General features: G+C 65.2%; 20 protein-coding genes and 3 tRNA genes. 9 read left to right on the top strand and 14 right to left on the bottom strand.

Translation table 11 applies throughout. The features are described from left to right. Window positions 1-295 precede the first annotated feature (295 nt). Together CXY71_RS06610 and CXY71_RS06605 are read right to left on the bottom strand one after the other, a co-directional pair. Window positions 296-369, bottom strand: a tRNA-Met gene (locus CXY71_RS06610). Window positions 370-400: 31 nt separating this feature from the next. Further along, window positions 401-472 (bottom strand) — tRNA-Thr (locus CXY71_RS06605). Between the two features lie 126 nt (window positions 473-598). Between CXY71_RS06605 and CXY71_RS06600 the strand changes: the two genes are divergently transcribed. Together CXY71_RS06600 and CXY71_RS06595 are read left to right on the top strand one after the other, a co-directional pair. Then, complete coding sequence (locus tag CXY71_RS06600; RefSeq protein WP_104134858.1) at window positions 599-2,296, top strand: glycoside hydrolase family 13 protein; 1,698 nt, start codon at window positions 599-601, stop codon at window positions 2,294-2,296. Further along, complete coding sequence (locus CXY71_RS06595) at window positions 2,293-3,072, top strand: GTP pyrophosphokinase family protein (protein ID WP_199184230.1); 780 nt, start codon at window positions 2,293-2,295, stop codon at window positions 3,070-3,072. The genes CXY71_RS06600 and CXY71_RS06595 overlap by 4 nt, the downstream gene beginning before the upstream one ends. A 117-nt stretch (window positions 3,073-3,189) precedes the next feature. Here the strand turns inward: CXY71_RS06595 and CXY71_RS06590 are convergent, their stop codons facing one another. From CXY71_RS06590 to CXY71_RS06575, 4 genes are all read right to left on the bottom strand, one after another. Then, window positions 3,190-4,344, bottom strand: coding sequence for a M23 family metallopeptidase (locus CXY71_RS06590; protein ID WP_104134857.1), 1,155 nt, complete (start codon window positions 4,342-4,344; stop codon window positions 3,190-3,192). 203 nt (window positions 4,345-4,547) lie between these two features. After that, on the bottom strand, window positions 4,548-5,375 hold the full coding sequence (locus CXY71_RS06585) for an inositol monophosphatase family protein (RefSeq protein ID WP_104134856.1): 828 nt from the start codon (window positions 5,373-5,375) through the stop codon (window positions 4,548-4,550). 73 nt (window positions 5,376-5,448) lie between these two features. Beyond that, window positions 5,449-5,533, bottom strand: a tRNA-Tyr gene (locus CXY71_RS06580). 104 nt (window positions 5,534-5,637) lie between these two features. After that, window positions 5,638-5,904 carry a hypothetical protein gene (locus tag CXY71_RS06575; protein WP_104134855.1) on the bottom strand — a complete coding sequence of 89 codons (267 nt, stop codon included), beginning with the start codon at window positions 5,902-5,904 and terminating at the stop codon, window positions 5,638-5,640. Between the two features lie 181 nt (window positions 5,905-6,085). Between CXY71_RS06575 and CXY71_RS06570 the strand changes: the two genes are divergently transcribed. Beyond that, complete coding sequence (locus CXY71_RS06570) at window positions 6,086-6,574, top strand: YajQ family cyclic di-GMP-binding protein (RefSeq protein ID WP_092448417.1); 489 nt, start codon at window positions 6,086-6,088, stop codon at window positions 6,572-6,574. A gap of 96 nt (window positions 6,575-6,670) precedes the next feature. On the opposite strand, the gene CXY71_RS06565 is transcribed toward CXY71_RS06570, so the two are convergent. The 3 genes from CXY71_RS06565 to ubiE are packed head-to-tail and all read right to left on the bottom strand — an operon-like array spanning window position 6,671 to window position 9,895. Further along, complete coding sequence (locus CXY71_RS06565; RefSeq protein ID WP_104134854.1) at window positions 6,671-8,053, bottom strand: FAD-dependent oxidoreductase; 1,383 nt, start codon at window positions 8,051-8,053, stop codon at window positions 6,671-6,673. 47 nt (window positions 8,054-8,100) lie between these two features. Further along, entirely contained in the window at window positions 8,101-9,171 is a 1,071-nt protein-coding gene (locus CXY71_RS06560; protein WP_233198149.1) for a polyprenyl synthetase family protein, read from the bottom strand. 22 nt (window positions 9,172-9,193) lie between these two features. After that, entirely contained in the window at window positions 9,194-9,895 is a 702-nt protein-coding gene (gene ubiE / locus CXY71_RS06555; protein ID WP_104134853.1) for a bifunctional demethylmenaquinone methyltransferase/2-methoxy-6-polyprenyl-1,4-benzoquinol methylase UbiE, read from the bottom strand. 94 nt (window positions 9,896-9,989) lie between these two features. Between ubiE and CXY71_RS06550 the strand changes: the two genes are divergently transcribed. Continuing rightward, on the top strand, window positions 9,990-11,222 hold the full coding sequence (locus CXY71_RS06550) for an isochorismate synthase MenF (protein ID WP_233198148.1): 1,233 nt from the start codon (window positions 9,990-9,992) through the stop codon (window positions 11,220-11,222). 115 nt (window positions 11,223-11,337) lie between these two features. Here CXY71_RS06550 and menD read toward each other — a convergent pair whose 3' ends face one another. Further along, window positions 11,338-13,059, bottom strand: coding sequence for a 2-succinyl-5-enolpyruvyl-6-hydroxy-3-cyclohexene-1-carboxylic-acid synthase (menD, locus tag CXY71_RS06545; RefSeq protein ID WP_104134852.1), 1,722 nt, complete (start codon window positions 13,057-13,059; stop codon window positions 11,338-11,340). Next, window positions 13,052-13,501, bottom strand: coding sequence for a PLD nuclease N-terminal domain-containing protein (locus tag CXY71_RS06540; RefSeq protein WP_104134851.1), 450 nt, complete (start codon window positions 13,499-13,501; stop codon window positions 13,052-13,054). The genes menD and CXY71_RS06540 overlap by 8 nt, the downstream gene beginning before the upstream one ends. Before the next feature lie 72 nt (window positions 13,502-13,573). Between CXY71_RS06540 and CXY71_RS06535 the strand changes: the two genes are divergently transcribed. Continuing rightward, entirely contained in the window at window positions 13,574-13,873 is a 300-nt protein-coding gene (locus tag CXY71_RS06535; protein WP_104134850.1) for a DUF4229 domain-containing protein, read from the top strand. On the opposite strand, the gene CXY71_RS06530 is transcribed toward CXY71_RS06535, so the two are convergent. From CXY71_RS06530 to CXY71_RS06520, 3 genes are all read right to left on the bottom strand, one after another. Continuing rightward, window positions 13,847-14,704: a 1,4-dihydroxy-2-naphthoate polyprenyltransferase gene (locus CXY71_RS06530; protein WP_233204532.1), complete on the bottom strand. Its 858-nt coding sequence runs from the start codon at window positions 14,702-14,704 to the stop codon at window positions 13,847-13,849. The genes CXY71_RS06535 and CXY71_RS06530 overlap by 27 nt on opposite strands. A gap of 186 nt (window positions 14,705-14,890) precedes the next feature. Further along, the gene (locus tag CXY71_RS06525; RefSeq protein WP_233198147.1) at window positions 14,891-16,048 is read right to left on the bottom strand and encodes an AMP-binding protein; all 1,158 of its coding nucleotides are present in this window, start codon (window positions 16,046-16,048) and stop codon (window positions 14,891-14,893) included. Between the two features lie 29 nt (window positions 16,049-16,077). Further along, window positions 16,078-16,989 carry a 1,4-dihydroxy-2-naphthoyl-CoA synthase gene (locus tag CXY71_RS06520; protein WP_104134849.1) on the bottom strand — a complete coding sequence of 304 codons (912 nt, stop codon included), beginning with the start codon at window positions 16,987-16,989 and terminating at the stop codon, window positions 16,078-16,080. Between the two features lie 217 nt (window positions 16,990-17,206). Between CXY71_RS06520 and CXY71_RS06515 the strand changes: the two genes are divergently transcribed. The 4 genes from CXY71_RS06515 to CXY71_RS06500 all read left to right on the top strand — a co-directional run bounded on the left by CXY71_RS06515 (window position 17,207) and on the right by CXY71_RS06500 (window position 19,962). After that, window positions 17,207-18,268, top strand: coding sequence for an RNA polymerase sigma factor RpoD/SigA (locus tag CXY71_RS06515; RefSeq protein WP_104134848.1), 1,062 nt, complete (start codon window positions 17,207-17,209; stop codon window positions 18,266-18,268). Window positions 18,269-18,311: 43 nt separating this feature from the next. Further along, window positions 18,312-18,644 (top strand): ATP-dependent DNA ligase, encoded by a 333-nt coding sequence (locus tag CXY71_RS06510; protein WP_104134847.1) that lies wholly within the window; start codon window positions 18,312-18,314, stop codon window positions 18,642-18,644. Next, on the top strand, window positions 18,641-18,898 hold the full coding sequence (locus CXY71_RS06505) for a hypothetical protein (RefSeq protein ID WP_104134846.1): 258 nt from the start codon (window positions 18,641-18,643) through the stop codon (window positions 18,896-18,898). Before CXY71_RS06510 ends, CXY71_RS06505 begins: the two co-directional genes overlap by 4 nt. Before the next feature lie 77 nt (window positions 18,899-18,975). Next, complete coding sequence (locus CXY71_RS06500) at window positions 18,976-19,962, top strand: o-succinylbenzoate synthase (RefSeq protein WP_104134845.1); 987 nt, start codon at window positions 18,976-18,978, stop codon at window positions 19,960-19,962. The last annotated feature ends 27 nt before the right edge of the window (window positions 19,963-19,989 follow it).

The raw sequence follows: 19,989 nt of genomic DNA, 5'->3' as shown, positions 1-19,989 counted from the left end.
GATTCCTGATTCTCGCCCTACGTCACACGGCGGACTTGCTGTTAGCTACTGGCCTCACCCAACCCTGGCACGTAGGGTTCCCGCGGGGTCGAAAAAGTGAGCATTCGGGACATCTGCGCGCACTATTTTTCACCTCTCGATGGACCCTTGGCGGGACGAGAAAACGAGTGAAAAGAAGGCCCTGGAAACGATGAGATGCCGAGTTCATGCGATTTCAATCTGCGGGGTTTATGCGGGGTTGGCCCAAAATCGGCGAAAAAATACCCCGGACTTCCGCAGAAATCCGGGGTTTTTGTAGCGGGAGCGGGAATTGAACCCGCGACACCACGATTATGAGCCGTGTGCTCTAACCAACTGAGCTACCCCGCCGCGACTTGTCGGCTGTTCGCTTCCAAGCCTGAGCCCCCTGTGGGAATCGGACCCACTACCTCTTCCTTACCAAGGAAGTGCTCTACCAATGAGCTAAGGGGGCAGAGCAACCAAAAAACAGTAACACTGCCACGTTTTTGGCAACCTAGGAACTTTATCACCCCAGCAGGGCGATCGAGACCACTTAGCCAGCACCGGGCATCCACTGCAGATGCCGTAGCATTTAAATATGACTGGTACCAAACTGATTTCCGGCGCCGAGTGGTGGCGCACGGCCGTTATTTATCAGATTTACCCGCGGTCTTTCGCCGACGCAAACGGTGACGGCATGGGTGACCTCGCCGGCATCAGCTCGCGACTGCCGCAGCTCAAAGACCTCGGCATCGACGCTATTTGGCTCTCTCCCTTCTATACGTCGCCGCAGCGCGACGCTGGATACGACGTCTCCGACTACTGCGACGTCGACCCGTTGTTCGGCACCCTCGACGACTTCGAGGTGCTGCAGCGCACGGCCCACGATCTCGGCATTCGCGTCATCGTCGACATCGTGCCGAACCACTCCTCAAGCGACCACGGCTGGTTTCAAGCCGCCCTCGCCGCCGGCCCGGGCAGCGAAGAGCGCGCCCGCTACACCTTTCGCGATGGCAAGGGCAAGGTTGGCGAACTGCCGCCGAACAACTGGGAGTCCGTCTTCGGCGGCCCCGCCTGGACCCGCACGACCGACCCCGACGGCACCCCCGGCCAGTGGTACCTGCACCTGTTCGATACCAGCCAGCCCGACTTCGACTGGGACAGCGAGTGGGTGCGCGAACAATTTCGAGCGGTGCTGCGCTTCTGGCTCGACCGCGGCGTCGACGGTTTTCGAGTGGATGTCGCGCACGGCATGATCAAGGCTCCCGGCCTCCCCGATTACACGCCACCCGCCGAGGGCGGTAGCATGGGCGGCGCCCCGGCCACCCTCGAGCCCGGCATCAGCGCCGAATCGCCCGTAACCGCGCCCTATTGGGCGCAGGACGGCGTGCACGAAATCTACCGCGACTGGCACAAGGTGCTCGCCGAGTACCCCGGCGACCGCGTGCTCGCGGCCGAAGCCTGGGTCGACCCGCTGAGCAAGATGGCCAAGTGGGTGCGCCCAGACGAGATGCACCAAGCCTTCAACTTCGCGTATCTGGAGACCCCCTGGAACGCAGCAAAGCTCAAGAGCGTCATCGACGAGTCGATCGAAGCCTTTGGCAACGTCGGCGCACCGAGCACCTGGGTGCTCTCCAACCACGATGTGGTGCGCCATGCCTCCCGGCTCGCCCTCACCGGCGAGAACCTGCAGGGGCACGGCATTGGGCCGAAGACCGTTGGGCTACCGAACACTGCAGTCGGGCTGCGACGCGCTCGGGCGGCATCCGCCTTGATGCTGAGCCTGCCGGGCTCGAGCTACCTCTACCAGGGTGAGGAACTCGGGCTGCCCGAGGCCGTCGACCTGCCCGACTACGCCCGCGAAGACCCTACCTGGTTCCGTACGAACGGTGAGCGGTACGGGCGAGACGGATGCCGCGTGCCGATTCCGTGGGAGGCTGCGAGCGCGTCGTTCGGCTTCAGCACCGGCGCCCAGAGCTGGCTGCCCCAACCAATCGCGTGGGCCGGGCTGGCCCGCGACCAGCAGAATGGCGTGGCTGGATCGACTCTCGAGCTGTACAAGCTCGCGCTGAGCCTGCGCCGTGAGCACTCCCTCGCCTCCGGAACGGTCGAATGGCTCGAGAGCCTCGGCTCCGACGTCATGGCCTACCGCAATGGCGACGTGACGATCGTGGCGAACACGGGCGCGGTATCCGTTCAGCTGCCCGCTGGCGACGTGCTACTCGCGAGCGAAGACCTCGTCGGCCGCACCCTGCCCGGCGACGCGACCGCCTGGTTGCGTGCCGTAACAGCATGACCGACGCGCTGGACCAGCCGGACGATACCGAAAGCACCGCGCTGACGACCATCGCCGCCATGCGCGAGCTCAAGCTCGAACTGACCCGATTCATGATGTCGTACAAGTTCGCGACCGACGAAATGCTGACCAAGATCAACATTTTGAAAGAGGAATTCAGTTCGATTCACGATTATAGCCCGATCGAGCACGTCAGTTCGCGCCTCAAATCACCGGAGGGCATTCTCAAGAAAGCCATCCGCAAGGGGCACCCGCTCGAACTCGACGGCATTCGGGACAATATTCAGGACATCGCGGGCATTCGCATCACCTGCAGCTTCATCTCCGACACCTATCGCATTCGCGACCTGCTCGCCGGGCAACGGGACATCACGGTGCTGCAGGAGAAGGACTACATTCGGCACCCGAAGGCGAACGGGTACCAGAGTCTGCACCTGATCGTGGCGATTCCGGTGTTCATGTCGGACCGCGTACAGCCGGTCACCGTAGAAATTCAGATTCGTACGATCGCGATGGATTTTTGGGCGAGCCTCGAGCACAAGATCTTCTACAAGTACAACGGCGCCGTGCCCGATACGCTCGTCGAGGATCTGCGACAGGCCGCGGATGCCGCCAATCGCCTCGACGTCAAGATGGAGCTGCTGCACGACCAGGTCGTGGCGCGGGGGACCGCTACCGATGATGTCGGCCTGTTCAGCTTCGACGGCCTGCCACCGTTTCCGCTGCCGGAGGGCTTGCTCGAGTCCTTCATGCGTGGGCGCACCGAGCGGGAATAGCTAGTTCGCCGGTCAACGCGCATAGCTTCTGCAATTCGCGGGTGATCAGAAAAAGTTCCGCGTCTTTCTGCGGGTTCCACATTCAGCGCGCGCCCGCGGTCTACCTGGTGACGCGAGCTAGTTCGTATTGGCGTAGAGCCAAGCAAGCGGGTCGATCTTGATGCCCGTAATGCCGCCCTGACGAATTTCAAAGTGCAGGTGCGGGCCGGTCGACATTCCGGTGCTGCCGGTCTTGCCGATGACCTGGCCGACCTTGACCAGGTCGCCCTCCTTGAACAGCATCGATCCGTGAATCATGTGCGCGTAGACACTCGTGACGAGCTCGCCGTTGATCATGTGGTCGATCATCATGTGCACGCCGAGGCTGGCTTCGCCGTCTTCGGCGTAGCTGACCACGCCGTCGGCGATGGATTGGATCGGTGCGCCGACGCCCGGGTTGAAGTCTTGGCCGCCGTGGTTGGACGAGCAACCGGCGCAGTTGCGCGGGCCAATCTGATCGCCGATGTGCACGCCGACGGCAAACGGCCACTGAATGGTTCCGTTGGGATTATTGGTGAAGGTATCTTCCAAACGGATGCCGCTGGCCGCGGCCACCTCGGCGATCGAGCTTGACTCGTACCCGTCACGTTCGACGGTGAGAGTATCGCCGTCGGCCAGGTCCATGCTCTGAATGTCTTCGACTGGCGGAACGCGCTGGGCTTGCAGAGCGGAGGCCTGCACGTCCTGCGCCGAGAGCAGCGCCTCGGCCGGAAGGGACGTGGCGATGGCCATCAGGGCGACGAAGGACATCGCGAGGATCGAAGCCCCCTTGGCTGCGCGCTTGCGCATGCTGCCGCCGAGCGGACGCGACGGGGTCAGGCGCCGCGACAGCGTGCCGGCCGGAACGAAATCGCGGGCTGGCGCGAAGGCCTCCCCCACCGTCTGCTCGGTGCGCTGGCGGCGGCGAGGCCGGGCGTCGGCAGCGGGAATCACGGTCGGAATTGACTGGGTGACGCTGAGAACCAACAACTTTTCGTAGTCGGTGAGCTCGGCATCGGCGACCGCGACGATGCCATCGGTCTCGGTGACAACGGCGGTCTCGAGGTCGGGTTCGGTCAGGTCCGCAGCGACGATCAAATCAGCGGCGGGGCTGAGCCTCACTACTTCGGCGACGTCCTCGTCGACCGGCGCTGTGGCGGCGAATGCCACCCGCTCGCGCTCGCGCAACTGACGCCGGGTCAGGGCCGCACGTTCCACGGGGGGAAATACAGCGTCGTCACTCTCGCCGGACACGGAAGTGTCCAGGGATGGAGTGTGACGTGACAAAGTGCAGCTTTCGGCGAGGCGGACGGGAACTGATGCTCGTACTGGACAACGCCAAACAACGACTGGCCAATATAACGAATTGATTAAGGATAGCGCGCAGTCCTGAGAATAGCAGAGGTACGCGGCGGATCACACCCCAATTTGGGCAAGTGGGTAAAGTGTCAGGCTTCCTACGCCGGAGCCGGAAAACGTTCAAACAGCTCGACGAGCACGGGTTCGAACTGACTGTAGAGGCTGGGAGCTGCGGCGATCAGCAGGTCGCGACCCTCAGCATCCGCTTGCAGAGCACCGACCCGGGCACCAGCTTCGCGGGCGATCAGGGCACCGGCGGCGTGATCCCAGGGGTTGAGTCCGCGTTCAAAATAAAGGTCGAGTCGCCCGCAAGCGACCGAACACAGGTCGAGTGCGGCCGACCCGATGCGACGGATGTCCCGTACCTGGCCGATGAGACCGCCAACGACGTTCGCCTGCCACACCCGCCGCGCCGCCTTATAGCCAAAGCCCGTGCCGGCCAGGGCGAGCGACAGCGGAACATCCTGATTCACATGCAGGCGCTGGTCACCGAGCCACGCGCCCGACCCTTCGGATGCCGTGAACACCTCGCCGAGGGCCGGGTTGACGACCGCGCCGGCGAGGGTGTTCCAGCTCACCGGATCGGGATCGCCCTGCACCACGGCGATACTGACGGCGTAAAAAGGAATGTCGTAGAGGTAGTTGACGGTGCCGTCGATGGGGTCGACCACCCAGGTGAGCCCGCTCGTACCGCCCGTCGCGTCGGATTCTTCACCGTAAAACCCGTCGTTCGGCCGGGCATCGGCCAGCAATTCACGAATGTGCCGCTCGACCTCACGGTCGGCCGCGGTGACGATGTCCTCCGGCGATGATTTGGAGGCGGCGATCTCGACCCCCTCGACGCGGCGGTGCTTGGCAAGCGCACCCGCTGTGAGCGCCACGGTGCGCGCGAGATCAAGCAGCTCGGTGGGGGCAGGATGCGTCATGCCCCAACGCTACAGGTAGCCGTCTTAACCAGATCAGGCAGGCCCGAAGGCCTGCCTGATCACGCTGCACTACTGGTGGCGAGTGCGAGGTTCGAACTCACGAAGGCTACGCCGTCTGATTTACAGTCAGATCCCTTTGGCCGCTTGGGTAACTCGCCAGGCGCTCCCGACCAGGTGTAATCACTTGACCGGAGACGCGGGATTAACAATACAAGATGAAACGCCTCACCGAGAAATCAGCTTCTCGATAAAGGCGCATCGGCTACCCGGCGGGCGGACCGCCCATGCTTGCCGGCGGGGCGCCCGGTTCGGTCGACGTGTCGCCGCCAAGGCCCGCGAGCCCGCTCTCGGTCTCAGGCTCGGAACTGGCGATGGCTGCATTCAGATCGGCCAGAATCACTGTGTCACCGGCAGTGACTCCCGACGTGATTTCGGTCAGCTCGGAGCTGACCGCGCCCACCGTTCCGACGGCACCGCTCAGCACCCACCACCGGGCCTTGATTTGACGGATGCGTGTGCGCAGCTTCATTGTTCTCCTCAGATATTCACCTTTGGCACGTTGTTGCCTGTGCCGCTACAACGAACCTAAGGACGCTGTCTATGCCCGAGGCATCCGTGGCCTATGAATCGCCTATGAGTCACACGAGAGCGCGTTTGGAGTGCTCAATCGGACACTCTTTGCGCTCTCGCGGGTCGGATACCATGGGGGAATGGCAGATTCAACGTTCGACATCGTCAGCAAGGTCGACCCGATGGAGGTCGACAACGCCCTCAACCAGGCCCACAAAGAAGTCGCCCAGCGCTACGACTTCAAGAACGTGGGGGCCTCGATCGCGATGAGCGGCGAGAAGGTGCTCATGAAGGCGAACACCGAGGAGCGCGTCAAGGCGATCCTCGAGGTGTTCGAGTCCAAGCTGATCAAGCGCGGCATCTCTCTGCGCAGTCTCGATGCCGGCGAGCCGTTCGCCTCCGGCAAGGAGTACCGCATCGAGACGTCGATGAAGGCCGGGATCGACCAGGAGAACGCGAAGAAGATCAGCAAGATCATTCGCGATGAGGGGCCCAAGGGCGTCAAAAGCCAGATTCAGGGCGATGAACTGCGGGTCAGCTCGAAGAGCCGCGACGACCTACAGGCGGTCATGGCACTGCTCAAGGGCAAGGACCTCGACGTGGCCCTGCAGTTCACCAACTTCCGCTAGCCGGCGCGCGGCCCTCCCGGCTCACCTTACGGAGGCGGGCCCCTGACGGGTTATGGGCCCCGTTTCCGGGCCCGGTCCCGGTCGAAAAAGAGCGGGCTACTCCGCGCGGGAGACCGCGACCATTTCGTCGCGATCGACGACCTTGATGCGGGTGCGGCCAGCCGCCTCACCGAGCGCGAGCTCGTGCTGGTCCAGGTTGTGCCATCCGTCGAGTCCGGTGTAGCGCACGCCGCGCGCGTCGAGCAGCGCCACGATGCTCTCCTCCGACGGCGACTCGGGCCGCCACCAGTTTCCCAGGTCGTTGATCACGTGCTTGATGGTTTCCATCGCGTCGCTCTTGGTGTGGCCGATCAAGCCGACCGGCCCACGCTTGATCCAGCCGGTCACGTAGACGCCGTACATCTGCTGGTTGAACAGTCCGCCGGTCCCAGCTGAGGGGTCGCGCCGCAGCACCTGGCCCTCGCGGTTGGGAATCACGCCGCGCTTCTTGTCGAACGGCACGTCGGCCAGCTCCGACCCGAAGTAGCCGACCGCCCGGTACACGGCCTGAACCGGGATCTCGCGCATCTCACCGGTGCCGACGACGCCACCGGCGGCATCCGTTGTGGTGCGTTCCCAGCGAAACGCGCCGACCCGGCCGGTGCCGTCGTCGACGACCTCGACTGGCTTGGCGAAGAAGTGCAGGTGCAGGCGGCGGCTGGCCGTGCCGGTTTCGCGGGCGCGCCACGCGTTCAGCGTCTTGTCGATCACGAAAACCTGCTTGTTGCTCACGACGGCATCCTTGGCGGCCTCGTCGTAGTCGAAGTCCTCATCGTAGACGATCATGTCAACGTCGTTCAGCTCGCCGATCTCGCGCAGCTCAAGCGGCGTGAATTTAACGGATGTCGGCCCGCGGCGGCCAAACACGTGCACGTCGGTCACCGGTGACGCCTTCAACCCGTCGTACACGTTTCCGGGAATCTCGGTCGGAAGCAGGTCCTCGGCGTGCTTGATCAGCATGCGGGACACGTCGAGGGCCACGTTACCGTTGCCGATCACGGCAATCTCGCTTGCTGTGAGCGGCCAGGTGCGCGGCACGTCGGGGTGACCGTCGAACCAGCTGACGAAGTCGGCGGCGCCGTACGACCCCGCGAGCGACGCGCCCGGAATGTTCAGGTCAGCGTCCTGCACGGCGCCGGTCGCGAAGATGACCGCGTTGTAGTGCTTTTTGAGGTCGTTGAGGGTGACATCGACGCCGAACCGCACGTTCCCGAACACTCGAATATCGCCGCTGTCGAGCACCCCGCGCAGGGCGGTGATGATGCCCTTGATGCGCGGGTGATCTGGCGCCACGCCGTAGCGTACCAGCCCGTACGGCGCGGGAAGGTGGTCGAACAGGTCGATCGAGACCTCAAAGTTGCGCTCAGCCTTGAGCAGAATGTCGGCGGCGTAGATGCCGGCCGGGCCTGCTCCGACGATGGCCAGTCTCAATTTGGTCACGGAAACTTCCTTACTGCGCGAGCAGTCGGGGCAAGCCCCAACACGCTCTAGCTGGAACGTTCGACGATGGTCTCGGCGAATCGGGTGAGGGCTTTCTTGACCGAGCCCTTCGGTAGCGGGGCGAGGGCGGCGACCGCGTCGCGGGCCCAGCCGTGCGCCTCGGCGAGGGTTTCAGCGGTGACGGCGTGCTCACGCAGCGCCGTGATCGCTGCATCGGCAGCTTCGGTCGGCTCGGCGACGCCACTCATCACGTCGCGTTCGAGCCGCTCCAGCAGATCAGCGGATGCCCCATCGCTCGCGGCGCGTTCCCGTAATCGAAGCAGTGGCAACGTCACCACTCCCGCCCGGAGGTCCGTCCCCGGCACCTTGCCGGTCTCCTCGGGTTGCGGTGACAGGTCGAGCACATCGTCGATGAGCTGAAAGGCCACGCCGATCTTCTCGCCGAAGTCGACGACGGGCTGCTCGAACTCGGCCGGAGCGTTGGAGAACACCACCCCACCCTGGGCTGCGGCGGCGATGAGCGAGCCGGTTTTGCCGGCGAGCACCTGAATGTAGTGTTCGACCGGATCATCGCCGGCGCGCGGGCCGACCGTCTCCTGAAATTGGCCCATCACGAGGCGCTCAAAGGTGATCGCCTGCAGTTTGATGGCACGTTCGCCGAGCCGGGCCATCAACTGGCTGGCGCGGGCGAACAGCAGGTCGCCGGTGAGGATCGCGATGGAGTTGCCCCACACCGTTTGGGCACTCGGCACCCCGCGGCGTTTGTCGGCGTCGTCCATCACATCGTCGTGATAAAGCGAGGCGAGGTGGGTCAGCTCGATGGCCGTCGCCGCGGTGACCACGTCGGGAACGACGCCATCGCCGAGGTGCGCGGTGAGCAGGGCGAGCATGGGACGCACCCGCTTACCACCCGCATTGAGCAGGTAGCGACTGGTGACGGTGGCAATTTCGTTGGCGTAAACGAGCTCGTCGAGGAGCGCGGCTTCGATCCGCTCGATGCCGGAATCGATGTTCGCAGCCAAGCCACGATCGGCCGCAGTCGAGAAAATACGATCGCCGAGGCCCGCCTGGCTAATCACCGACGCGCTTCGTCGGATCACGGGGGCTCTGGATTTCACGTAAGTCAGCCTATCGAGTTGATCAGGATTTGGTTCCACGGTGCAGCGCCACGATGCCCAGCGTGAGATTGCGGTAGGCGACGCTGGAGTAACCGGCCGAGCGCAGCCATCCGCTTAATACCGGCTGGGTCGGCCAAGCCGCGATGGACTCCCCCAGGTAGTCGTAGGCCTCGGCGTTCGACGAGGCAAGCCGCACGACCCGCGGCATCACGTAGTTGAGATAGGCGAAATAGCTTTGGCGCACGAGCGTGAGCGGCGGAGTTGAGAACTCGCAGATGACGACGCGACCGCCGGGCTTGGTTACCCGGTAGAACTCGGCGAGAGCCTTCTTCGGTTCGACGACGTTGCGCAGTCCGAACGAGATGGTGACGGCGTCGAATTCGTTGTCTTTAAAAGGAAGCGCGGTGGCGTCGGCCTGCACGAATTCGATGTTCGGGTTGTGCGCGTGGCGAGCCTGGCCGACCTCGATCATTCCAGCCGAGAAGTCGGCGGCGACGACGTGGGCGCCGCTGTGCGCAAGGGCTGCGCTGGAGGTTCCGGTTCCGGCGGCGATGTCGAGAATGCGCTCCCCGGCCTGCGGGTTGACGGCCTTGGTGGTGGCGAGGCGCCAGAGCGACGCGTTGCCGACCGACAGCAGCGCATTTGTGCGGTCATAGTGGGCGGCCACCTCGTCGAACATGGCAGCCACCTGCGCGGGCCGTTTGTTCAGGTCTGCTCTATTCACCCCATCATTCTAGGTTGCGGGAGGCTCCCGAAACTGCACGGTTGCCGGGGCCCAGAGTCGCATTGGCGCAGTGACGCGGGCGTAGGCTACAGAAGTGAATGTGCAGGCCTTGACGGTCGAAACCTCCCCGATAGCCGATATCCGCCAACTGATCCTGTTGCTCGATGACCGCACGCCCCTGCTCTGGATGCGTCGCAACCAGGGTTTGGCCGGCATCGGTTGCGCGCTGCGGCTCGAATTCTCCGGTCCCACCCGCATGACGGATGCTGCGGCGGCGTGGAAACAGGTCGTCGCCCTGGCCACCGTGACCGACCCGCTGGCCCGCACCGGCACCGGACTGCTGGCCTTCGGTGCGTTCGCCTTCGATGAGTCGTCCGCGCAGACCAGCGTGCTGATCGTGCCCGAGATCATCGTCGGCCGCGAAGACGGCCAGTGCTGGGTGACGCGCATTCACGTGACCGGCGAGAGCGCCTCCGCGAACCCGCTCGCGCTGCATCCACTCGGCGACGAGTATCGCATCGCGCTACTCCCGGGAGCGTTACCCCCCGCAGGCTTTCGCACCGCGGTCAGCTTTGGTATCGAACGCATTCGCGCGCAACAGGTCAACAAAGTCGTGCTCGCCCGCGACCTGGTCGGGCGAGTACCGGCCGAGTCCGACCTGCGCCGCGCTATCAGCAAGCTCGCGCTCGGCTACCCGGATTGCTGGACCTACGCTGTCGACGGCCTCATCGGGTCGAGCCCGGAAACCCTCATTCGCGCTGACCACGGCTCCGTCAACGCCCGGGTGCTGGCCGGCACCATCTCGCGGGGAGCGGATGCCGAAGACGACCGCGAGGCGGCACTCACCCTGGCCACTTCGTCGAAGGACGGCGACGAACACGAGTTTGCCGTGCAGAGCGTGCTCAAATCTTTGCGCCCGCACACCTCGGTGCTCGCGACGAGTGAGATTCCGTTCACGGTAAAGCTGCCGAACCTGTGGCACCTCGCGACCGACCTCGAGGGCACGCTGAGCGACGGGTCGACCTCGCTCGATCTGATCGCGGCATTGCATCCGACGGCCGCAGTCGCCGGAACGCCGACTCTCGAAGCCCTGAGCCTCATTCGCGAGCTCGAGCCGTTCGACCGGGGCCGCTATGCCGGGCCGGTCGGCTGGGTTGGCGCCGACGGCGACGGTGAGTGGGCGATCGCCCTGCGCTGCGCCCAAGTCGCCCCCGAGGGCGGCATCACTGCCTATGCCGGGTGCGGCATCGTGCTGGACTCCGACCCCGACCGCGAGTTGGCCGAGACGAAGATGAAGTTTCGCCCCATCGTCGAGGCCTTCGGGTAGCTCGACCACAGCCTCGCCGGCCGTCGCGCCCGACTCGCGCGGCGCTGGGGCGCAAGTTGTCCTAAAACACGCGCCCAGAGAACGCTTTGCGACCCCTCGCCCTCGCGGCACAGTCTCAGCGAACGAGCGGAACCTCGAGGATGACCGGACCGGTCGGAGCGGCGGTCAGGGCACGCTCCAGGTCGGCCCGCGTGGCTGCGGCCTCGTAGTCCCAGCCGTAGGCGGCAGCGAGCGCACGCAGGTCGACATTGCGCGGCGTGTACAACACCCGTTCCATCGCCTCAGCGGGCGCAGTCCGGGCCACCTCGAGGCCGTCGAAGATGCTGCCGCCGCCATCGACTCCGACAATGACCTGCAGTCGCGGCCGCGGTTCGCCGGGAGCGAGCAGCAGCGAACCCACGTCGTGCAGAAACGTCAGGTCGCCCATCAGTACCCGCGTCACTCCGACGGAGCGCGGTTCCGGTTCGGCCTGGCTGGCCAGGGCTACTCCGAGGGCCGTCGCAATGGTGCCGTCGATGCCGGCCAGCCCGCGGTTGGCCAGCACGGTGATCTTTTTGCCGGGAACGCGCTTGTCTGCTTCTCTGATAAGCCGGGAGGCACCGAGCACGAGCCGGTCGTGCGGCCACGATGCACGCCACACGGCGTCGACGAGCAGCGCCCGGGTCAGCGGTGCCCGCAGCACGGCCAGCTCAGCGCGGGTGATACCGCGTCTGTCGATTGGTACCCGGCCTTCATCGGCCGCCGCATCGGTCAGGGCCCGGCTGGTCATGACCCAGCGGCCCAGCCACTGGCGACCGGCCGGCGTACGCGCGGCCGCAGCGCACGAAGCATCCGCTCCAATCGAGCGGGTGAAGGCACGCACGGCGTGGCCGGGGTTGTACCATTCGAGTCCGGTCGGGGCGATCACGATGGTCTCCACACCGTGGCGTTCGATAAGGGCAGGAATCTCACGGCTGAGCGTGGGGTGGCCGAACACGATCACGCGCTCGACCTCGCCGCCCAGATCGACGGCGCCGAGCAGCTCGCGATAATGCACGACCAGGTTCGGGCCGAACCGAGCCCCGCTGGAGACTTCGGCCAACAGCGGCCAGCCTCCGACATGGGCGAGTTCTTCGGCCTCCGTGCCGGCGCCATCGCCGGCAACGACGATCGTGCGGGGTCCGGGTGCGAGCAGCATGGTCGGTCCGCCGGTCGAAGCGACGGGTGCAACGGAAGCAACCGGCGCCACCGGCGGCAATCCAGCAGGAAGCGCGGCCGACAACGGTTCCCGAAACGCCAGATTCACCTGCACCGGGCCGGGGGCCGCGGTGAATACGCCGGTGGCAGCATCCGTCGTTTGGCGGGCCAGCGCTGCGGCAATACCGGTCTCGTCGGGTTCGCCGACCGGCGCCGGAACGTCGAGGCACAGTCGGGTGGCGACACCGAAAATGCCGGGCTGCACGGTGGTCTGGTTCGAACGGATGCCGCGCAGCTCGGTCGGACGATCGGCCGTCAGCAGGATCATCGGCACCCCGGCGTGGTGCGCTTCGAGCACAGCCGGGTGCAAATTAGCCACGGCCGTGCCCGACGTGACGACGACGAGGGCAGGCCGACCGGTCTCCAAGGCGAGGCCAAGCGCGAGAAAGCCGGCGCTGCGTTCATCGGTGCGCACATGCAAGCGGATGCCGCCGGCCCGTTCCAGCTCGGCCGCGGCCAGCGCAAGCGCCTGCGAGCGCGCTCCGGGACAGAGCACGAGATCGCGCAGCCCGAGAAGGACGAATTCGTTCAGCAGGGCGATGCTGAAGTCAGAAGCCGGGCTCTTCTGGTGTGGGTTGACAACAACGACCCGCTCAGGCATCCCGACGGCCAGGCTGCTCGCCCTCGCCCGGTTCCTTCTTCTTCGGGTCTACGCCGGCACCCTTGCCCGGTGCCGGATCGTTTTTGTCGAGATCGGCGAGGTCCTGCTCCATCCGCCGGATGCGTTCCTGCTGGTCTTTCTCGTTGAATGGTCGGTTTTCGCCGGTTGCTGTGGCAACGCCGCCGCCGTTCAGGCCACGCAGAAAATCGAGGTCGTCATCGGGAGCAACCGATCGGTACGACCGGGTGGTGGGAGTGGAGCGTCCGTGGCCGACCAGCAGCCAGAGCAGCGGGCCGATCAGTGGTACCAGTACGATGACGAAAATCCATACCCAGCGCGGCAAACCACGAATGCGTTTGCGGTCGAAGACGGCGCAGTCTACGAGGGAGTAGACCGTGAGAATGACCAGGGCCAGTCCTAGTCCGATCAAGAGCTTGGGCATGAGCTAATTGTATGGCGCTTGGCCGTGAGAGACATGTGCGGATGCTCAGGCGCGGCATTCTAAACTTGGCTCATGAAATTCGTGGCCCCTTGGCTGTACTACTCCGTGATGCGCGTGCTGATGTTTGCCGTACCGCTGGCGATCCTGCTTTCCTTCGGCTTCTGGCCCTGGGTTGCAGCCGTCATCGCTGCCATACTCGGCCTGTGCCTGTCCTACCTGTTCCTCGGCAAGTCCCGCGAGAGCGTGGCGCGTGACCTGTATAAGGCGCGGCACCCCGACAAGGAGCCGGTGAACCCGGATTCTGAGGTCGAGGATGAGGCGCTGAATACCGAAGAAACCACCAACTCAAAACGCGAAAGCAAGTCCCAGTAACAGCCCATAGGCCAACGCCGCGAGGCTGGTCAGCTTGAGCGCAAGTATGAGTTCCTTGGCCGACGTCGCGGTGACCGTGATGAGGCAGGCCGGCAGCGCCAGCAGCAGCACGAAGAACGTGAAGATCCCGAGCGGATAAACCAGGCTGAACAATCCGGCGATCACGAACGGCAGCAGCAGGAAGACGCAGAAGACAACCCGGGAGGCTGTGCGTCCGATGCGCACCGCGAGGGTGCGCTTGCCAGCGGCCTTGTCGGGCACGATGTCACGCAGGTTGTTGACCATGAGCACGGCACAGGCGATCAGGCCGATGGCCACACCGCCGAGCACGCTCTCGGTCGTAAAGTCGCCGACCTGCACGTAGGTGGTGCCGGTGGTGGCGACGAGGCCGAAGAAGACGAACACGAACAATTCGCCGAGGCCGAGGTAGCCATAGGGCTTCTTGCCGCCGGTGTAGAACCAGGCCGCCAAAAGGGCGACGACGCCGACGAGTAGCAGCCACCAGTACTGGGTCAGAATGACGAGGGTCAGGCCGGCCACAGCGGCGAGGCCGAAGAAGACCAGCGCGACGCGCAACACGGTGCGGGGGTCGGCGACACCGCCGCCGGTGAGCCGGGCCGGACCGACCCGAAAAGCGTCGGTGCCGCGAATGCCATCGGAATAGTCGTTGGCGTAGTTGACGCCGATCTGCAGCAGAAGGGCCGCCGCGAGGGCGAGCAGCGCGCGCACCGGGTGGTAGATACCGGGGCCAGCCGCGACGATGGCGGCTCCGGTGCCGAGAAGCACAGGAGCGATGGCGAGCGGCAGGGTGCGCAGGCGCGCACCGGCGATCCAGTCGGCGGCGGTGGCTTGTTTGACCGCAGCCGGTCCCTTGCGCGGCGGACCGTTCTTGTAGGCGGGGTGGCCGGATCTGCCGCTGGTTTTGCCGCCGGAAGCGGCACCGGCCAGCGTCGCTGCAGGGTTCAGTCTTTGTTGTTTGGGCCTGACCGGCCTAGCTCCTTGTGCCACGCCACCATATTACTGGTCGGGCGTACCGGCGAAAGCCTGCCGGGCCAGCGCCACCCGGTCGGGCTTACCCGAGGCCAGCAATAGAATCTGCTCCACTCGCACGACGCGCGCGGGCCTGGCCGCACGCCCCAGCAGCGCTACAACGGAAGCCCTGACTCCAGCCAGATCCGCGGCTGCGCCTTCTGCCCCGGCGACCACCAGAACCGGCACCTGGCCCCATTGGGCATCATCGCCGCCGAGCACAACCGCCGTCTCGAAGCCTCCAAAAGACCGTACGATCCGTTCGACGGCGTCGAGGGACACCTTCTCACCGCCGGAGATGATCACGTTGTCAGCCCGGCCGAGCACCGTGACGCGGCCACTCGCCGGGTCGATCGAGCCGAGGTCGCCGGTGCGATACCAGCGCACCCCGTGCTCCACGACAAACCGGTCAGCCGCGCGCGCAACATCGTCGAGGTAGCCCTCGGCGAGCACCGAGCCCGACAGCTCGAGCTGCCCGTCGACGATGCGCACAAGGGTGTCACCGATCGGAACCCCGTTGTAGACGCACCCACCTGCGGTCTCCGACGATCCATAGGTGCGCACGACCCGCACATCCAGTTCGGCCGCCCGCGCAATGAGCTCGGGTCGGATGGCCTGCCCGCCGACCAAAATCGCAGTGAAACGACGCAGCACGGCCAGCAGGGCCGGGTCATCCGCAGCGTCGAGCAGCCGGGCCAGCTGCACCGGAACCAGCGCGGTATAGCGCAGCGGCTCGGTCAGGCTCTCGGCCAGGCGAAGAAAGTTCTGCGGATCGAAGTGGCCCGGCGCCAGCACGAGCGGGGTGGTTTCGGCAGCGATCGAGCGCACCAGCACCTGCACCCCAGCGATGTAGTACACCGGCAGGGCCAGCAGCCATTGCCCCGCTCCACCGAGGGCGACCGCCGACGCCGCGGCACCGGCCAACAACGCATTGGTGGCGAGCATGGCCCGTTTTGGCACCCCCGTCGACCCGGAGGTCTCGATCACCACGGCGACCCGTTTCGGCACGTCGCCCAGGACCGGCATTCCAGCAGCCCGCTCGGTCGCCAGCGGCAGCACGGCCGGCCCGCTGCCAGCGAGCGCGTTTCGCAACACGACCAAAAAATCGAGCGGATTCTCCGGCGCGACCGCGAGCAACGACCTCACGACGGGCCGATCATGACGGGCGAATCACGTCAGTACTGCCATGGGTACGGCGACCAGTCCGGTTCCCGCTTCTCCAGGAAGGAGTCCCGGCCCTCGACGGCCTCATCGGTGCCGTAAGCGAGTCGGGTCGCCTCGCCGGCGAACACCTGCTGGCCGACCAGGCCGTCGTCGACGGCATTGAAGGCGAACTTGAGCATGCGAATCGCGGTGGGCGACTTGGTCAGAATCTCCCTGGCCCAGTCCAGTGCCACGGTTTCGAGTTCGGCGTGCGGCACGACGGCGTTGATCGCGCCCATCTCGAGCGCCCGCTGGGCCGAGTATTCGCGGGCCAGAAAGAACACCTCGCGGGCGGCCTTCTGGCCGACCTGGCGGGCGAAATAGGCGCTGCCGTAACCGGCGTCGAAGGAACCGACGTCGGCATCCGTTTGCTTGAATTTGCCGTTTTCGGCGCTGGCAATGCTCAGGTCACAGACCACGTGCAGGGAGTGCCCGCCGCCGGCCGCCCAGCCGGGTATAACCGCGATGACGACCTTGGGCATGAAACGGATGAGGCGCTGCACTTCAAGAATATGCAGGCGTCCGGCGCGCCCGCGGTCGATGCCCGCTGCCGTCGCGCCCTCGGAGTACTTGTAGCCGTCCCGGCCGCGGATGCGCTGATCGCCACCGGAACAGAAGGCCCAGCCGCCGTCTTTGGCGCTTGGGCCATTGCCGGTGAGCAGAACGACGCCGATCTTCGAGTTCAGCCGAGCGTCTTCAAGAGCGCTGAACAACTCGTCGACCGTGCGCGGGCGAAAGGCGTTGCGCACCTCGGGCCGGTCGAAGGCGATGCGGGCGATGCGCCCACTCAGATCGTGATGGTAGGTGAGATCGGTGAGATCCTCAAAGCCCGAAACGGCCTTCCATTGGCTCGCGTCGAAGATTTCGGATACCTGTTCGCTCATACTCTCAGCCTACGGGGACAGACGCGCGGTTTGCGGCGTTGCCGACTCGTAATACTCACGGTTGTAAAAACGAATTAACCTCAGGTAACCTTTACCGAACAATAAGTCAAGCCCTTGATCGCTACCCCCTTTCGGGGGTGTACTAATGACTTGGAATGCACGGGGAGGTGGCCATGAATATCACAGACAGCAGTAGCCAGTGCGGGGGCAAGCGCTCATGATAACGACAGTTCAAACGAGTACCGCCTCGGCCAAGACCGTGCACGTCACGAGCCTTCAACCGCCGCGCCTTCAAACTACCTCGGCTTCGCTGTCGCGCCCGGCAGCGACTGCCGCTCCACGCCGCGCCGCGTCATCGGCCAGCTATAGCGCCGCATCGACGGATGCCTTCGGCGATTACCTGCGCCGCATCGGCAAGGGGACCCTGCTCAACGCCGAGCAAGAGGTTGATCTGGCGCGCCGCATCGAGGTGGGTCTGTTCGCTGAGGCCCGACTGCTGCGGGACGGCGATGCCATCCCGCGCGATTCGGTGGAGCAGCGGGAGCTGGCCTGGCTCGTGCACGACGGGCGCCGCGCCAAGAACCAGTTCATCGAAGCGAACCTGCGGCTGGTCGTCAGCATCGCCAAACACTATTCCGGTCGCGGGGTGCCCATCATGGACCTCGTGCAGGACGGCAACATGGGCCTGGTGCGGGCGGTCGAAAAGTACGACTTCATGACCGGCTACAAATTCTCCACCTACGCCACCTGGTGGATCCGCCAGGCCATCCACCGCGGCATGGCCGACAAGTCACGCATGATCCGCATCCCAGTGCACACTGCGGAGAAGCTCAACAAGATCAAGCGGATCCGTCGCGATCTCACGAGCGTGCTCGACCGCGACCCGACAGCACGCGAGATCGGTGAGGCCGCCCAGATTCCTGTGCGCGATGTGCTGCGGCTGCTGCAGTATGACAACGAACCGATTTCCCTGCACACCCCGGTCGGCGATGGCGCCGGCGACATGGCTGAACTCATTATCGATGACGACCTGCCCCAGCCCGACGAGCACGCCACCTTGACCCTGCGTGCCGCGGACATTCGCTTCTTTCTGGAAACACTGCCGCCTCGGGAACACTCTATTCTGCGGGCCCGGTTCGGCCTCGACGGCAACGAACCCCGCACCCTCGACCAGATCGCCCACATCGAGGGCGTCACCCGGGAACGCGTGCGGCAGATCGAGAAACGCGCGCTGGCACTGCTGCACGTACCTCGACTGGAGCACTACCTGAGCGACTAGCGGGTTCACCGATCAACCGAATGCACACGAGCTGGAGCGAGACATGGGAAAGCTGACCTACGCCTCAACCCTCACCGCAGACTTCGACGATCGCGTGCTGGCCCATATTCAGGTGGTCGTCGGTGCCAAGCTTCGGCGCGGCGAGTCGTTCTATTTCACCTGGCGCGATGACCCGCAGGTGGGCGACGGGCGCACCACCATCTGGCTACACCCCGGCATCCCGATCGCGTACAAGTACTTCGGCAGCCGCTCCCCTACCCTGAACCGCGAGTGGATCGAGGCGCTCATGGCCACGGCCAACTCCTCTGGCGGCCTGCAAATCGTTCCCGAACCCCGTTCCCCAGCCGCGCCATCGAGTTCGAAGGACGAACCATGAACCGCATCGATATCGTCTATGGCGGCAAGCCTTATTCCCTTGGCGGCCGTTCGGTCGAGTCGATCCAGGTGGAGATCGACGGCGCCATCGCTGCTGGGCTGCCGTACTGGTGGCGGGTGAACAGCGGGGAGGGCCGGCTTGAAGACGCCTACCTGCTCATCGCCCCCGGCATCGCGGTCGCCCTGGTCAACGTCAAGTCGAACGGCATCGACCACGATGATGAGGGCGATGACCGCTATCAGGATTCGCTTTGAACCCTGAGCAGCAGGCCGGTCACCAGCCACAAGCTGGTCTGGCCGTCTACCCAGCCGGAGGCTGCCAAACTAGAACCATGATGCCCTCACTGGATGAGATACTCGGTTCCGCGCACGTCGTCTCCCTGAAACTGTTCGACCGCTTTCGAGGCTTGGACAACCGGGAAGCGCTGCTGTTCGAGGGGCCGCAGGGATGGACGGAGTTCTCGCCATTCGTCGAATACGACGGCGCTGAGGCCACCAACTGGCTGCGGGCCGCGATTGATTTCGGCTGGCAAGACACGCCGCACCCGCTGCGCAGGAGTATTCCGGTCAACGCCACCGTGCCGGCCGTCGCTGTAGACAAGGTCGCCGAGGTGCTGGCCCGTTTTCCCGGCTGCCGCACCGTCAAAGTGAAAGTGGCCAGCCCTGACCAGACCCTGGCCGATGACGTGGCCCGGGTCGCCGAGGTGCGCCGCGTGCTCGGCTCGGAGGGACGCATCCGGATCGATGCGAACGGACTGTGGAACGTGGATGAGGCCGAGCATGCCATTCACGCCCTGAGCGCCTTTGATCTCGAATACGTCGAGCAGCCCTGCATGACCGTGCCGGAACTGGCAGAGATTCGCCAACGCACGACCTACCTGAGCGTACCGATCGCCGCCGACGAGAGCGTACGCAAGAGCAGCGACCCGCTCGCCGTGGCGAGGGCCGGCGCCGCCGACATCCTGGTGATCAAGGCGCAGCCGCTCGGCGGCATTCGCGCCGCCCTGTCGATCATCGGCCAGACCGGGCTTCCGGTCGTCGTCTCCAGCGCCCTCGACACCTCGGTCGGGCTGTCCATGGGCGCCCACCTGGCCGCATCCGTTCCCGGCTTGTACTTCGACTGCGGGCTGGGCACAGCCTCGCTGATGGCCGAGGACGTCACGACCGACCCGCTGCTCCCGGTCGACGGCGCGATTCCGGTGCGCCGGGTCGCCCCCGACCCTGCTCTGTTGAAACAGCACGCGGCCAGTCCGGAGCGCCGAGACTGGTGGCTGGCGCGCCTCGCGCGCACCCACGCGCTCCTCGCCGCCGCCGAGTAGCGCGCATCCCAGCTCACGAAAGTGGGA

It is taken from the genome of Cryobacterium sp. Y62, from assembly GCF_002929785.1.
GTDB lineage: Bacteria > Actinomycetota > Actinomycetes > Actinomycetales > Microbacteriaceae > Cryobacterium.
Note: the sequence above shows the minus strand (reverse complement) of the source record. Positions and strands in the feature narration are given on the sequence as shown.

Bases quoted from the DNA above. Each gene is read 5' to 3' on its own strand.
- CXY71_RS06510 (WP_104134847.1), top strand. From the start codon at position 18,312: ATGGGAAAGCTGACCTACGCCTCAACCCTCACCGCAGACTTCGACGAT.
- CXY71_RS06600 (WP_104134858.1), top strand. From the start codon at position 599: ATGACTGGTACCAAACTGATTTCCGGCGCCGAGTGGTGGCGCACGGCC.
- CXY71_RS06515 (WP_104134848.1), top strand. From the start codon at position 17,207: ATGATAACGACAGTTCAAACGAGTACCGCCTCGGCCAAGACCGTGCAC.
- CXY71_RS06585 (WP_104134856.1), bottom strand. From the start codon at position 5,375: ATGACGCATCCTGCCCCCACCGAGCTGCTTGATCTCGCGCGCACCGTG.
- CXY71_RS06540 (WP_104134851.1), bottom strand. From the start codon at position 13,501: ATGCCCAAGCTCTTGATCGGACTAGGACTGGCCCTGGTCATTCTCACG.
- menD (WP_104134852.1), bottom strand. From the start codon at position 13,059: ATGCCTGAGCGGGTCGTTGTTGTCAACCCACACCAGAAGAGCCCGGCT.
- CXY71_RS06500 (WP_104134845.1), top strand. From the start codon at position 18,976: ATGATGCCCTCACTGGATGAGATACTCGGTTCCGCGCACGTCGTCTCC.
- CXY71_RS06575 (WP_104134855.1), bottom strand. From the start codon at position 5,904: ATGAAGCTGCGCACACGCATCCGTCAAATCAAGGCCCGGTGGTGGGTG.
- CXY71_RS06505 (WP_104134846.1), top strand. From the start codon at position 18,641: ATGAACCGCATCGATATCGTCTATGGCGGCAAGCCTTATTCCCTTGGC.
- CXY71_RS06595 (WP_199184230.1), top strand. From the start codon at position 2,293: ATGACCGACGCGCTGGACCAGCCGGACGATACCGAAAGCACCGCGCTG.
- CXY71_RS06520 (WP_104134849.1), bottom strand. From the start codon at position 16,989: ATGAGCGAACAGGTATCCGAAATCTTCGACGCGAGCCAATGGAAGGCC.
- CXY71_RS06535 (WP_104134850.1), top strand. From the start codon at position 13,574: ATGAAATTCGTGGCCCCTTGGCTGTACTACTCCGTGATGCGCGTGCTG.
- CXY71_RS06570 (WP_092448417.1), top strand. From the start codon at position 6,086: ATGGCAGATTCAACGTTCGACATCGTCAGCAAGGTCGACCCGATGGAG.